Source organism: Streptomyces xanthii, from assembly GCF_014621695.1.
GTDB lineage: Bacteria > Actinomycetota > Actinomycetes > Streptomycetales > Streptomycetaceae > Streptomyces > Streptomyces xanthii.
In genome coordinates, this window is record NZ_CP061281.1 from 7,428,285 (window position 1) to 7,442,493 (window position 14,209).

The 14,209-nt window shown below is 72.5% G+C and carries 12 protein-coding genes; 6 read left to right on the top strand and 6 right to left on the bottom strand.

Annotation, left to right across the window (positions count from 1 at the left end; genetic code table 11):
• Window positions 1-107: 107 nt before the first annotated feature.
• Window positions 108-593 (bottom strand): carboxymuconolactone decarboxylase family protein, encoded by a 486-nt coding sequence (locus tag IAG42_RS33690; RefSeq protein ID WP_188340740.1) that lies wholly within the window; start codon window positions 591-593, stop codon window positions 108-110.
• A gap of 119 nt (window positions 594-712) precedes the next feature.
• Here IAG42_RS33690 and IAG42_RS33695 point away from each other — a divergent pair, with 119 nt between their 5' ends.
• Entirely contained in the window at window positions 713-1,678 is a 966-nt protein-coding gene (locus IAG42_RS33695) for a pirin family protein (RefSeq protein WP_188340741.1), read from the top strand.
• Window positions 1,675-2,016 (top strand): GNAT family N-acetyltransferase, encoded by a 342-nt coding sequence (locus tag IAG42_RS33700; RefSeq protein WP_188340742.1) that lies wholly within the window; start codon window positions 1,675-1,677, stop codon window positions 2,014-2,016. Before IAG42_RS33695 ends, IAG42_RS33700 begins: the two co-directional genes overlap by 4 nt.
• 33 nt (window positions 2,017-2,049) lie before the next feature.
• Here the strand turns inward: IAG42_RS33700 and IAG42_RS33705 are convergent, their stop codons facing one another.
• Both IAG42_RS33705 and IAG42_RS33710 read right to left on the bottom strand, forming a co-directional pair.
• Complete coding sequence (locus IAG42_RS33705) at window positions 2,050-3,339, bottom strand: alpha/beta hydrolase (protein WP_188340743.1); 1,290 nt, start codon at window positions 3,337-3,339, stop codon at window positions 2,050-2,052.
• A 148-nt stretch (window positions 3,340-3,487) separates the two neighbouring features.
• Entirely contained in the window at window positions 3,488-4,273 is a 786-nt protein-coding gene (locus IAG42_RS33710; RefSeq protein ID WP_188340744.1) for an IclR family transcriptional regulator, read from the bottom strand.
• A 127-nt stretch (window positions 4,274-4,400) separates the two neighbouring features.
• Here IAG42_RS33710 and hutH point away from each other — a divergent pair, with 127 nt between their 5' ends.
• From hutH to IAG42_RS33725, 3 genes are all read left to right on the top strand, one after another.
• Entirely contained in the window at window positions 4,401-5,936 is a 1,536-nt protein-coding gene (hutH, locus tag IAG42_RS33715) for a histidine ammonia-lyase (protein WP_188340745.1), read from the top strand.
• Window positions 5,937-6,146: 210 nt separating this feature from the next.
• Window positions 6,147-8,867, top strand: a complete 2,721-nt coding sequence (locus tag IAG42_RS33720; RefSeq protein ID WP_188340746.1) for an aminotransferase class I/II-fold pyridoxal phosphate-dependent enzyme — start codon at window positions 6,147-6,149, stop codon at window positions 8,865-8,867.
• 120 nt (window positions 8,868-8,987) lie between these two features.
• Window positions 8,988-9,557, top strand: a complete 570-nt coding sequence (locus IAG42_RS33725) for a HutD/Ves family protein (RefSeq protein ID WP_188340747.1) — start codon at window positions 8,988-8,990, stop codon at window positions 9,555-9,557.
• A gap of 90 nt (window positions 9,558-9,647) precedes the next feature.
• Here IAG42_RS33725 and hutG read toward each other — a convergent pair whose 3' ends face one another.
• Both hutG and hutU read right to left on the bottom strand, forming a co-directional pair.
• Entirely contained in the window at window positions 9,648-10,628 is a 981-nt protein-coding gene (gene hutG / locus IAG42_RS33730; RefSeq protein ID WP_188340748.1) for a formimidoylglutamase, read from the bottom strand.
• A complete protein-coding gene (hutU, locus tag IAG42_RS33735; RefSeq protein WP_188340749.1) occupies window positions 10,625-12,310 on the bottom strand; it encodes a urocanate hydratase in 1,686 nt (561 codons plus the stop codon). The genes hutG and hutU overlap by 4 nt, the downstream gene beginning before the upstream one ends.
• A 207-nt stretch (window positions 12,311-12,517) precedes the next feature.
• Between hutU and hutC the strand changes: the two genes are divergently transcribed.
• Complete coding sequence (hutC, locus tag IAG42_RS33740; RefSeq protein ID WP_188340750.1) at window positions 12,518-13,294, top strand: histidine utilization repressor; 777 nt, start codon at window positions 12,518-12,520, stop codon at window positions 13,292-13,294.
• A 25-nt stretch (window positions 13,295-13,319) separates the two neighbouring features.
• On the opposite strand, the gene IAG42_RS33745 is transcribed toward hutC, so the two are convergent.
• The gene (locus IAG42_RS33745; protein ID WP_188340751.1) at window positions 13,320-14,180 is read right to left on the bottom strand and encodes an IclR family transcriptional regulator; all 861 of its coding nucleotides are present in this window, start codon (window positions 14,178-14,180) and stop codon (window positions 13,320-13,322) included.
• Window positions 14,181-14,209 lie beyond the last annotated feature (29 nt).

Here is a 14,209-nt window from a genome sequence, read left to right on the forward strand (position 1 = left end):
GGCTGGCCTGACGCCCGCGTGAGGCGACGAGCGGGTGAGTGGGCGCGAGGAGGGGCCGGTAGCTCGCCGCCCGCGTGCCGACCGGCTCGGGCGCTGCTCCCGGCCTGTCACGGTGCCGGGTTCGGCCGTACCGGATGCTTGCTCAGGATCGAGACGCGGTTGAAGGCGTTGATGGTGATGGCGACCCAGACCACGGCGGAGAGTTCGTCGTCCGTGAAGACCGCGCGGGCCTGTGCGTAGGCGGCGTCCTGCGCGGCGCCGTCGGCCGGGGCCGTCGTGGCCTCGGCGAGGGCCAGTGCCGCCCGCTCGCGCTCCGTGAACACCTCGGTGTCGCGCCACGCGGCCAGCACCCCGAGGCGCTGCGTGGTCTCGCCGGCCCGCAGCGCGGCGCGTGTGTGGACGTGGAGGCAGTACGCGCAGCCGTTGATCTGCGACACGCGGAGGTTCACCAGCTCGACCAGAATGCGGTCGAGGCCCGCGTCCGCCGCCGTCGTGCGCACGGCGTCCGACGTCTGGACCAGCGCGTGATAGGCCTTGGGGCTCTGCTTGTCGACGAAGACGCGCGGCTCGGGTCCGGTTGCCGTGTCGCTCAATTCGCTCTCCTGTGGTGTGAGTCGGGCACCTGTCCGGCGCTGCTGGCGTGGGCGGGTCCCGCGTCGTATGATCAAGCATAATTGTTGAATGTGAAACTAGCTAGGGTGGGAGGGTGAGGATGAGCGTCGCAGACGGCACGGACACGGATCCTGCCGCGCCGCGGGCCGAGGTCATCACCGCACGGGAGGTGCCCCTGGGCGGTCCGCGCGCCATGAACGTGCGCCGGACACTGCCGCAGCGGGCCCGGACACTGATCGGGGCCTGGTGCTTCATCGACCACTACGGACCCGACGACGTCGGCGACACCGGCGGCATGGTCGTCGCCCCGCATCCGCACACCGGACTGCAGACGGTGAGCTGGCTGTTCAGCGGCGAGATCGAGCACCGCGACAGCCTCGGCTCGCACGCCATGGTCCGGCCCGGCGAACTGAACCTGATGACCAGCGGCCACGGAATCAGCCACTCCGAGGTCTCCACCGCCGCCACCACCGTGCTGCACGGCGTCCAGCTGTGGGTCGCCCTGCCGGACCGGCATCGGCACACCGCCCGCGACTTCCAGCACCACGTCCCCGAGCGCGTGCGGATCGACGGCGCCGACGTCAGCGTCTTCCTCGGCACCCTCGCGGGCTCCACCTCGCCCGTGCGGACGTACAGCCCGCTGCTCGGCGCGGAGCTGCTGCTCGCCTCGGGCGCGAGTGTCACGCTCGACGTGGACCCGTCCTTCGAGCACGGACTGCTCGTCGACGAGGGCGCGGTCACCTTCGCCGGTACGCCCCTGAAGCGCGCCGAGCTGGGCTACCTGGAGCCCGGCGCCGCCACCGTGACCCTCACCAACGACACGGAGGGCACCGCCCGGCTGATCCTGCTCGGCGGCCCGCCGTTCGGCGAGGAGATCGTCATGTGGTGGAACTTCATCGGCCGCAGCCACGAGGACATCGCCGAGGCGCGCGAGGAATGGGAGAAGGCCTCCGACCGCTTCGGCGAGGTCGTCGGCTACCCCGGCGACCGCCTCCCGGCGCCCGTCCTTCCCAACGCCACCCTCACGCCCCGCAGGAACCCGACACCGAGAGGACCCCGGTCATGACCGAGCCCGCCGCCACCCCCGTAGTCCAGCGCGTCGACGCCCGCCACCGCTACACCATCGAGGTCGACGGCAAGCCCGCCGGCTTCACCGCCTACCGGGACCGCGACGACCGCCGCGTCTTCTTCCACACCGAGATCGACGACGCGTTCGCCGGCCAGGGCCTCGCCGCGATCCTCGTCCGCGAAGCCCTCGACGACGTCCGCGCGGCCGGCAAGCGCATCGTGCCCGTCTGCCCGTACGTGGCGAAGTTCCTGAAGAAGCACGAGGAGTACGCCGACATCACGGACGCGGTGACCCCGGACACCCTGACGTGGCTGGACGCCCAGCTCAAGCACTGAGCGTCCTGGATCCCCGGCCCGCGCGCCGACCGACTACGGCCGCGGGGCCGGGGCCTTGGCGTCGTCCTCGTCCTCACCCGCCACCGCGCTCGCGGCCGGCTCCGGGGCCGAGGGCGAAGGCGATCCCGCCGTGCTCGGCCCGGGCTTGGGCCGGGCGCCCGGCGTCGTGTCCTGCGGGAAGGTGAGCTGCTTGCCCATCCACTCCATCGCGGGCTCGATCTCCCGCAGCCACGTCGTGAAGTGGTGGCTGCCGCGCGGCAGGATGATCCGCGCCGAGGTCATCGGCGGCCGCACGGCGTCGAGGAACCGCATCGTGTCCGGGTAGTCCTTCTCGCCCTCACGGCTGCTCGCCACGAGCACCGAGACGCGGGGGACCGGCAGGTGCCCGAGCCGCCAGATCAGATCGTGGCTCTGCCGCCGCTGCCGGGCGCGCGGCCCGCTGCCGAACAGCGAACCCGTCGTGAGGTCGTCCTTGATCGCGTAGTCGGCGGACAGCGCGGCCGCCGACGTGTACGTCCGGGGATTGCGCAGCGTCAGCTGCAGCGCGCAGGACCCGCCCGACGAGTAGCCGAGGGCGCCCCACGCGCTGGGGTCGTGCCCGACCCGGTACGCCGACTTCAGCGCGTCCGGCAGGTCCTTGGTGAAGAACGTCTCCGCCTTCGGGCCGCCCGGCACGTCCACGCACTCGGTGTCGCGGGGCGGTGCGATCGTCGGCCGCACCATCACCACGATCGTCGGCTGCATCCGGCCCGCGCCCTGCAACCGGGCGGCCGTCTGCGGCACCTGGAGGAACTGGGCCAGGTTCATGATGCCGCCCGGGTAGCCGCTGATGGCGACGATCACCGGGAACCGCTGGCGGTGGAACTGCCGCTGGAAGTACTGCGGCGGCAGATACACGAACGCCGGGTTGAGGGCGTGCGAGCGCCGCCCCACGATCCGTACCGACTCGACCTTGCCCGCCCGCTCCGGCGGACCGGCCGGCAGCCCCTTCACCCGGTCAAGACCCTGCGGCCCGGCCGGCTGCACCAGCGCGCCCTGCGCCACCGCGACCCCGGAACCGGCCGCGCCCGCGATCTGCGCGGGTGCCGTCGGCACGTCCCCGAGCAGCTCGTCCCAGCTGCCGTAGAACTCGAAGTCCGCGTTCACCATGACCGCGCACGCGGTCAGGATCGCCGTCTGCGTCACGCCGATGGCGGCCAGTCTGCCGAGCACGGACCGGGTGCCCCGCCGCGCGAGCCGTGGCCACCCCCACACCGTCAGCCCCACGCACACGACCGCGATCAGCACCGTCATGCACTCCAGCGCCCGACTCGTCAGGCCCATCTCCGCTCCACCTCTCGCCGGGGACGGGGCGACTCCCGCCCGGGGCAGCTTCCGTCGGAAAAGAGGCCAGGAGCGGGAGGCGGGTTGGGGCAAACGGGTGTTTTTGCTCTTCCCTTTCCCTGTTCTTACGTGCCCGCGGGGTCGCGCCCTACGGGGAGGGGGTGCCCGGCGCGGGCGCCGCACCGCCCACCCGGCGGGTCAGCTCGCGGGCCGTGTGCGCCACGTGCCCGGCGATCCGCCGCCGCTCCGTCTCGTCGACCGCCTCGTCCGGGAAGGTCACCGAGACCCCGGCGATCGGATGCGCGTGATGGTCCAGGACGGGCGCCGCGACCGAGGACAGGCCCGGCGTCACCTCGCCCTCCTCCGTCGCGTAGCCGCGCCGCCGCGCCTGCGCCAGCAGCGTGCGCAGGGCGGTCAGCGTCGCCGGACCCGCGCCGTGCCGCTGCACGAACGCCGAACGGTCGGGGAACAGGGCCCGCACCTGCGCGGGCGGCAGCAGGGCGAGCACGGCCCGGCCGCTCGCGGTCAGCGTGGCCGGCAGCCGCACACCGACCTCGGACACCAGCGGCGGGCGGCCCGGGGCGCGCTCCTCGATGACGTAGATGACCTCGCGGCCGTGCAGCACCGCCAGGTTCGCGTTGTGCCCCGTGCGGTCCACGAGCGAGGCGAGCGGCGCCCGCGCGAGGCGCTGGAACGGGGCCTGGCGCTCGTACCCGGAGGCGAGCTCGAAGGCGCTCACCCCGAGCCCGTAGCGCCGTTCCTCCGGCAGGTGCACCACGAAGCCGTCCGCCGCGAGGGTGTCCAGGAGGTGGTAGGTCGTCGAACGCGGCAGTCCCACGTCGCGGCTGATGGCGGCCGCGGGGACGGGCGCGGCCTGGCGGGCCAGATAGCGCAGCACGGCCAGGACCTGCGCCGCGGCAGGGACGATGCTCATGCGCCGAGACTAGACCAGACACCGCTCAAACCATCTGTCTGGGATCCCAGACCGAGAGTCTTGGATCCCAGACACAACACGTCCGTCAGGACTCGCGGGCGGCGTCTGCCTGCGGCTTCATAGGTACATGACCGTTGTTGTTGGTGTCGGTGCCCTCTCCGCCGACGAAGTTGTGTCCGTTGCCCGTCACGGTGCCCAGGTGTCGCTCTCGCCCGAGGCCCTCAAGGAGATCGCTCGCAGTCGCGAGGTCATCAAGGCCCTCGCCACCGACGTCAAGCCCCACTACGGCGTCTCGACCGGCTTCGGCGCCCTGGCCACCCGCCACATCCCCAACGAGCTGCGCACGCAGCTCCAGCGCAGCCTCGTGCGCTCGCACGCCGCCGGCTCCGGCCCCGAGGTCGAGCGTGAGGTCGTCCGCGCCCTCATGCTGCTGCGTCTGTCCACGCTGGCCACCGGCCGCACCGGCGTCCGCACCGAGACGGCCGAGGCCTACGCCGCGCTTCTGAACGCCGGCATCACCCCGGTCGTCCACGAGTACGGCTCGCTCGGCTGCTCCGGCGACCTGGCCCCCCTCGCGCACTGCGCGCTCGCTGTCATGGGCGAGGGCGTCGTCCGCACCGCCGACGGTGAGAAGAAGCCCGCCGCCGAAGCCCTCGCCGCCGCCGGCATCACGCCGGTCGTCCTCGAGGAGAAGGAGGGCCTCGCCCTCATCAACGGCACCGACGGCATGCTCGGCATGCTCGTCCTCGCCGCCCACGACCTGCGCAAGCTGCTGCGCACCGCCGACATCGCCGCCGCCATGAGCGTCGAGGGCCAGCTCGGCACCGACGCCGTCTTCGCCGCCGACCTGCAGGCCATGCGCCCGCACCCCGGCCAGGGCGACAGCGCGGGCAACCTGCGCTCGCTGCTCGCCGACTCGGCGATCATCGCCAGCCACGCCGGCCCGGACTGCACCTACGTCCAGGACGCCTACTCGCTGCGCTGCACCCCGCAGGTCCACGGCACCGCCCGTGACACCCTCACGCACGCCGAACTCGTCGCCTCCCGCGAGCTGGCCAGCGCCGTCGACAACCCGGTCGTCACCCTCGACGGCCGCGTCGAGTCCAACGGCAACTTCCACGGCGCCCCCGTCGCCGCGGTGCTCGACTTCCTCGCCATCACCGTCGCGGACGTCGCCTCGATCTCCGAGCGCCGCACCGACCGCTTCCTCGACCCGGCCCGCAACCGCGGTCTGAACGCCTTCCTGGCCGACGACCCGGGCGTGGACTCCGGCCACATGATCGCCCAGTACACGCAGGCCGCGATCGTCTCCGAGCTCAAGCGCCTGGCCGCCCCGGCCTCCGTGGACTCGATCCCCTCCAGCGCCATGCAGGAGGACCACGTCTCCATGGGCTGGTCGGCCGCCCGCAAGCTGCGCCGCGCCATCGACGGCCTCGGCCGCGTCCTGGCCGTCGAGCTGTACACCGCCGCCCGCGCCCTGGACCTGCGCGCCCCGCTGACCCCCGCCCCGGCCACCGCGGCCGTGCGCGACGGCCTGCGCGCCACCGTCGAGGGCCCCGGCACCGACCGCTGGCTCGCCCCGGAGATCGAGGAGGCCGTCCAGTACGTCGCCTCCGGCCGCGCCCTGGCCGCCGCCGAGTCCGTCACCGGCTCGCTCGTCTGATCCAGGCGCACACCGTGCCCCACACCTTCCGGGTCCGGCCGGACCCGGAAGGTGTGCCAGGCCCTGACCGTCCCTTCCCTCCGAGCGGCCCTCAACGCGACGGGGGAAGGGCCGGTCAGGCCCTGGTCCGCTGCCACCCACGCCTCACCCCTCTTCGTGCCCTCCCCGTCCGCGGCGGGCCGGGCAGCCCTCAGAAGGAGCCCTTTCCCGGTGAATGACCTGCCGACCGCCACGGTGCACAACAGCGTCGGGCAACTGCGCGCCGACGCCTGGAGCTCCCTGACGGACCTCACCCACCGCCTCGCCACGCAGGGCGCGGACGGCCACCCGCACACCGTCGCGGGCATCGAGGAACTCATCGACCTCCTCACCCCCATCGAGCACTGCTGGGCCTTCCCGGGCCTGCCCGCCCTCAGGGAACTCTCCGCCCTGCTCGCCGAGGGGGACCACCGCCATCTCGCCCAGCGCGCCGACGAACTGGACCGCGCCCTGGCTGGCCACCGGCACCGCGGCACCGCCCCGCACACCGCCGCCACACCCAGCGGCTGCGCCGACGAGAGCGCCGAGGCCCCCCACTCCACGCCCGCGCCCTCCACCCCGTACTTCGAGGTCCTCGTCGTCGGCGACCTGGACGCCGCCGAGGAACAGGCGCTCCGTGCCGAACTGCGCCGACTGCGCCGCCCCGACGACGAGTTCGCCTACGAGATCGTCGTCGCCCCGAGCTTCGAGGACGCGGTCATCACGTCCCTCGTCAACTCCAGCCTCCAGGCCGTCGTCATCCGCGACCGGTTCACCGACCGCTCCCGCCACGACCTCAGCGTCGTGCGCCGCTTCTTCGACGAGTCGGCCCAGGCGCCCGCCGCCCTGCCCGGCGACAGCGACGAGCAGGTCCGCGCCCTCGGCGACCGCCTCCTCGCGCTGCGCCCCGAACTCGACCTGTACCTCGTCTCCGAGCGGGCCGTCGAGTCCACCGCGGGCCGCCTCAGCCGCCGCTTCCGGCGCGTCTTCCACGCCCGCGAAGGCCTCCTCGAACTGCACCTGTCGATCCTGCACGGCATCACCGAGCGCCACCGCGCCCCGTTCTTCACCGCGCTGCGCGCCCACAGCCGCAAGCCCACCGGCGTCTTCCACGCCCTGCCGGTCTCCCGCGGCGCCTCGGTGCTCAACTCGCCCTGGATACCGGAGATCGCCGACTTCTACGGCACCAACATCTTCCTCGCCGAGACCTCCGCCACCTCCGGCGGCCTGGACTCCCTGCTGGCCCCCACCGGCCCGCTCCGCGAGGCCCAGGACCTGGCCGCCGAGGCCTTCGGCGCCCGCCGGACCTACTTCGTCACCAACGGCACCTCGACCGCCAACAAGATCGTCGTGCAGGCGATGGTGCGCCCCGGCGACATCGTGCTCGTGGACCGCAACTGCCACAAGTCCCACCACTACGGACTCGTGCTCGCCGGCGCCCACGTCGTCTACCTCGACGCCTATCCCCTCGACGAGTACGGCATGTACGGCGCCGTCCCCGTCGAGGAGATCAAGCGCAAGCTGCTGATGCTCAAGCGCGAGGGCGTGCTGCACCGCGTCAAGCTGCTGATGCTCACCAACTGCACCTTCGACGGCATCGTCTACAACCCGACGCGCGTGATGGAGGAGTGCCTGGCCCTCAAGCCGGACCTGGCGTTCCTGTGGGACGAGGCCTGGTTCGCCTTCGCCCGCTTCCACCCCGTCTACCGCCGGCGCACCGCGATGGCCTCCGCCCGCACCCTCACCGACCGCTACCGCGACCCCGCGTACGCCGACACGTACGCCGCCCACCGCGAGAGCCTCGGCGAGGACCCGGACGACGAGACCCTCGCCACCACCCGGCTCCTGCCCGACCCCGAGCAGGTCCGCGTCCGCGTCTACGCCACGCAGTCCACGCACAAGACGCTCACCTCGATGCGTCAGGGCTCCATGGTCCACGTCTTCGACCAGGACTTCCGGCACAAGGTCGCCGAGGTGTTCCACGAGGCGTACATGACGCACACCTCGACCTCGCCCAACTACCAGATCCTCGCCTCCATGGACCTGGGCCGCCGCCAGGCCGTCCTGGAGGGGTACGCCCTCGTCCAGAAGCAGCTCGAACAGGCCGGGGTGCTCCGCGACGCCGTCGACCAGCACCCGCTGCTCAGCCGTTACCTGCACGTGCTCACCACACCCGAGCTGATCCCGCCGCGCTTCCGCTCCTCCGGCATCGAGCAGCCGCTGCGCACGGGCCTGGCCCGGATGGAACGGGCCTGGGAGGAGGACGAGTTCGTCCTCGACCCCACCCGCGCCACCATGCACATCGGCCGCACCGGCATCGACGGCGACACCTTCAAGCACGACCTCCTGATGGACCGTCACGGTGTGCAGGTCAACAAGACGACCCGCAACACGCTGCTGTTCATGACGAACATCGGCACGACCCGCAGCTCCGTCGCCTACCTCATCGAGGTTCTCGTGCGCATCGCCGAGGACCTGGAGGAGAGCGTCGGCGAGATGAGCCCGCACGACCTCGCCGTGCACCGCGGCCTCGTCACCGGCCTCGGCACGGGCTCCGCGGCCCTGCCGGACTTCAGCGCCTTCCACCCGGCGTTCCGGCCGAGCCCGCGCACCCCCGAGGGCGACATGCGCGCCGCGTTCTTCCTCGCCTACGACGACACCGAGTGCGAGCACCTGTCCACGCGGGAGATCGGCGACGCCATGGCCCAGGGCCGTACCGTCGTCTCCGCCACCTTCGTCACCCCCTACCCGCCCGGCTTCCCCGTCCTCGTCCCCGGACAGGTCGTCAGCAAGGACGTCCTGACCTACATGGCCGCCCTCGACACCCGCGAGATCCACGGCTACGACCCGGAGGCCGGCTACCGGGTCTTCACCGAGGCCGCCCTGGAGGCACGGCACACCGCCGAGCGCTAGAACCGGCTCCCGAACACCATCGCGCACCCTCCTCTCCCGCAGCCCAGGCCGCGGGGGAGGAGCACGCGTTTTCCCCACCGCACCTGATCACGACCGGACCGGAAGGAACCCCTCCCTCTCATGGCACCTCAGATCCTGCGCGCGCACGAGCGGACCCCCGCACCGTGGAAGAACGGCGGCGGCATCACCACCGAGGTCCTGGCCCACCCCCAGGGCGCCGGCACCGACGACTTCGTGTGGCGCATCAGCGTCGCCGACGTCGCCGGCAGCGGCCCCTTCTCCGCGTTCGAGGGCATCGACCGCATCATCACCGTCGTCGAGGGACCCGGCATGGCCCTCACCGTCGACGGCACGGAACACGTCGTCGACACCCGCTACACCCCTCTCGCCTTCTCCGGCGACGCCACCACCGACTGCCGGCTGCTCGACGGCCCCATCGTCGACTTCAACGTGATGGTCCGCCGCACCGACGCCAAGGCCGAGGTCTCCATCGAGCGCCGCTACACCGTGCTGCACCCCGCGCCCGGGACCCGCGTGTTCGCGATCGTCCTGGAGGGCTCCGCGACCCTGTACCGGGACTCGGTCACGCTCGGCCGGCTCGACGCGGTCCTGCTCCAGGACGACGAGGACCCCGCCGACATCGCGGTCGACGGGGTCCTCGCGGTGGTCGCCCTCACGGACGTCCGCTGAGCCGCACAGGAAGCAGAGCGGGAAAGCCGCGGCCGCCAGGCCGCGGCTCTCGCATGCCGGGCGACCTGGCGGCCTGTTCAGGGGTGGGCATTACGCCCAGGTGGTGGCCGTGCGGTGCACGAGCCGGGCAGCCGCCCGCGCCGTGCGCCCGTCCACGTCGAACTCGGGGTTGAGCTCGGCGACGTCGACGACCACGAGCTTGCCGCTGCGCGCGACCCGCGCGCACACCCGCTCGACGACCTCCATCGGCACGCCGTACGCGGCGGGCGCGCTGACCCCGGGGGCCACGGCCGCCGGGAGAACGTCGAGGTCGATCGTCAGATGCACGAGCTCGCAGCTCGCGAGGAACGCGTCGACGAACGCGTCCACCCGTGTCGCGTCCAGCACACCGCACTCGGTGTCCGGCAGATACCGCACGCCGAGCGACTGGGCGGTGCGGAACAGCGCCTGCGTGTTGCCGGCCTGACTGATGCCGAGCACCCAGTAGTTCAGGTCCCGGCCGTGCCGCGCCTCGCTCTGCGCCATCTGCAGGAACGGGGTGCCCGAACTGGGCCGCACGTCGTCGCGCAGATCGAAGTGCGCGTCGAGGTTCAGCACTCCGAGCCGCCCGCCGGCCCGCACGGCCCGTGTCTGCTCCAGACCGCTGTACGTGCCGAACGCGACCTCGTGACCGCCGCCGAGGACGACGACCCGGTGGCCGCGGTCGACCAGGTGCGCGACCGCGCTGCCGAGGCGCTGCTGCCCCGTCTCCAGGGCGTCGTCCGCCGTGCCGTCGACGCTCACGTCACCGGCGTCGAACGCCCGCAGCGGCTTGGGCAGCGCCATCGAGGCGAGGGCCTGCCGCAGGGCCGCCGGGCCCTGCGCGGCACCCTGGCGCCCCTTGTTGCGGCGCACGCCCTCGTCACAGGCGAACCCGACGAACGCGAGGTCCCCGGGCTCGGTCAGCTCGGCGTCGAGCTCGACCGCGTGGTGCCACCGGAGGTGCTCGGCGCCGGGCCCGTCGTCCCGGCCCGACCAGGGCCGGGCCGGGACGACGGCGACCGCCGGAGCGGCCTCCGGGTACGTGCTCACGCCGAGTGGTCCCCGGACTCCGTCATCGGGACGCGGACACCGCGCTCCTTGGCGACCGAGGAGGCGTACTCGTAGCCGGCGTCGACGTGGCGGATGACACCCATGCCGGGGTCGTTCGTCAGGACGCGCTCGAGCTTCTTCGCCGCCAGCTCGGTGCCGTCGGCGATGCACACCTGGCCGGCGTGGATGGAGCGGCCCATGCCGACGCCGCCGCCGTGGTGGATCGAGACCCAGGAGGCACCCGAGGAGGTGTTCACGAGGGCGTTGAGCAGCGGCCAGTCGGCGATCGCGTCGGAGCCGTCGAGCATCGACTCGGTCTCGCGGTACGGGGAGGCCACCGAACCGGAGTCCAGGTGGTCGCGGCCGATGGCGACGGGGGCGGACAGCTCGCCGGAGGCGACCATCTCGTTGAACTTGAGGCCGGCCAGGTGGCGCTCGCCGTAGCCGAGCCAGCAGATGCGCGCGGGCAGACCCTCGAACGCGACGCGCTCGCCCGCCATGTCCAGCCAGCGGTGCAGGTGCTTGTTCTCCGGGAACAGCTCCTTGATCGCCTTGTCCGTCTTGGCGATGTCCTCCGGGTCACCCGAGAGGGCGGCCCAGCGGAACGGGCCGAGGCCCTCCTCGAACAGCGGCCGGATGTGGGCCGGGACGAAGCCGGGGAAGTCGAAGGCGCGGTCGTAGCCGGCCTTGCGGGCCTCGTCGCGGATCGAGTTGCCGTAGTCGAAGACCTCGGCGCCCTTGTCCAGGAAGCCGACCATGGCCTCGACGTGCAGGGCCATCGACTTGCGCGAACGCTCGGTGAAGCCCGCCGGGTCCGCCTCGCGCTCCTGGTGCCAGTCGGCGACCGAGACACCCACGGGCAGGTACGCCAACGGGTCGTGCGCCGACGTCTGGTCGGTCACGATGTCGATCGGGGCGTCGCGGCGCAGCAGCTCCGGGAAGATCTCGGCGGCGTTGCCGACGACACCGATGGACAGGCCGCGGCGCTCGTCACGGGCCTGGACGGCCAGCTCCAGCGCGTGGTCCAGGTTGTCGGCCTTCACGTCCAGGTAACGCGTGCCGATGCGGCGGTCGATGCGCGTCTCGTCGACGTCCACACAGATCGCGACACCGTCGTTCATCGTCACGGCCAGCGGCTGCGCGCCACCCATGCCGCCCATGCCGGCGGTCAGCGTGATCGTGCCGGCGAGCGTCCCGTCGAACTTCTTGCGGGCGACGGCGCCGAAGGTCTCGTAGGTGCCCTGAAGGATGCCCTGCGAACCGATGTAGATCCACGAACCGGCCGTCATCTGGCCGTACATCGTGAGGCCCTCGGCCTCCAGCTTGCGGAACTCCTCCCAGTTGGCCCAGTCGCCCACCAGGTTGGAGTTGGCGAGGAGCACCCGCGGCGCCCACTCGTTCGTGCGCATGACACCGACGGGCTTGCCGGACTGGACGAGGAGCGTCTCGTCGTCCTTCAGCGTCTTCAGGGTGCGGACGATCGCGTCGTACGCCTCGTGGTTACGGGCGGCTTTGCCCGTGCCGCCGTAGACGACGAGGTCCTCGGGGTGCTCGGCGACCTCGGGATCGAGGTTGTTCATGAGCATCCGCAGGGCGCCCTCCTGCTGCCACCCCAGGGTGTTCAGTTCGGTGCCGCGGGGGGCCCGGACGACGCCCGGCGCTGCGTGGGAAGGGGTGGTCATGTGTGCTCCTCAAGGGGATCGAGCGGTTGTGCACCCTCATGACACGCGAGCGCCGGACGCGGAACCAGCGGCGGCGCCCGCATTTCTCGGATCCGAGACGCTTCCCCGGCGAAGGACCTGACGAGGGACCAACGGCCCGTCCGCGCGGAGAACCGCTCCCATAGGATTCGAGGCAGGCAGGAGCAGGCTGGCGCGCAGGGGGAGCGGATGGCGAGGACGGTGGGCGGCGTGGTCGTGGACCCGGCGGAACTGGCCCGGTGGTACGAGGAGGGCGCGGGCGGATCCGTGCCCGCGTACCAGCGCGTCAAGGAGCTCGTCGAGCGCCAGATCCGGGACGGGCACTGGCGCGAGGACGACGCGCTGCCCTCCGAGAGCCAGTTCGTCGACGCCCTCGGCCTGTCCCGCATGACGGTCAACCGGGCGCTGCGCGAGCTCGCCGCCGACGGCGTCATCCGGCGCGTCATGGGCGTGGGCAGCTTCGTCGCCGAGCGCAAGGCCAGCTCGGCGCTCCTGGAGGTCCACAACATCTCGGACGAGGTCCGGGGCCGCGGCCACCGCTACGGGGCGCGGGTGCTGTCCCTGGGCGCGGAGCGGGCCGACGAGCGCACCGCCGCGCACCTCGGGCTCGGCAAGGGCGACCCCGTCTTCCGCTCCCGGGTCGTGCACCTGGAGGACGGCGTGCCGCTCCAGCTGGAGGACCGCTACGTGAACCCGGCCTTCGCCCCCGGCTACCTGGACCAGGACTTCACGCGGCAGACCCCGTACACGTTCCTGTCGAAGGTCGCGCCGCTGGGCCGGGGCGAGCACATCGTGGAGGCGGTCCTGGCCTCGCCGGAGGAGTGCGCGATCCTCGACGTCGCCCCCGCCGAGCCCTGCCTGCTGATCCAGCGCCGCACCTGGTCGCGCGACGCGCTCGTGAGCATCGCCCGGCTGCTGCACCCGGGCTCCCGGTACCGCCTCGAAGGCGCGTTCGCGACGCACTGAGCACCCACCAGGTGCCGGCCGGCGCTCACTGCGTCGGTTCGGTCCTCGTCACCGGGCCCGCGGCCGTCGTCGGCGTGTGCCCCGAGACCGCGGCCGTCAGCCGCGCCGCGCCCTGCGCGAGTGCCTCCCGCACTTCCTCCGTGTCGTGCCGGCCGTGATGGCGGCGCCAGGTCGTGCTGATCGCGGCGACCGGCCGCTCGTTGTGGTCGAAGGCCGCCACCCCCATCGAGCAGAAGCCCTGCGACACCAGCTCGACCTCCTGGGACCAGCCGCGCTCCCGCTCCCGGGCCAGCTCACCGGTCAGCTCCGGCAGGGAACGCGGGCCCCGGCCGGTCCGGGTGGTCAGGTCGCCGGGGCGGGAGAAGAGCGCCCGCAGCTGTGCCTCCGAGGTGTGGGCGAGGATGGCCCGCCCGTTGGCCGTCAGATGGGCCGGCAGGCGCACGCCCACATCCGTCACAAGTGCGATGTCGATGTCCCCGGCGCGGGCCGGCGGACGCTCCTTGAGCAGGTAGACCGTCTCCGCTCCGTGCAGGATCCCGAGGTGCACGGTCTGGCCGAGCCGGCTCGCGACCGTGCGCAGGATCGGCCGGGCGAGACGCTCCAGCGGTTCGTGACGCAGATAGGCCGAGCCGACCTCGAAGGACGCGACCCCGAGCCCGTAGGCCTGCTCCGACGGCACGTAGGTGACGAAGCCGCGGTCCGCGAGGACGGTCAGGATGTGGTACGCCGACGAGCGCGGAACATCCAGGTCACGAGCGAGGGTCGCCGCCTGCACCAGGCCGGGGCGACCGGCAAGGTATACCAGAATGTCGAGGGCCCGTCCCACGGCGGGGGAGGCACTGGAGGATGTGCGGGGCGGTGACTTGCGCTCATTCCGCTCATTCATCGGACCACCTCTTGACGCGCCTGTATAGA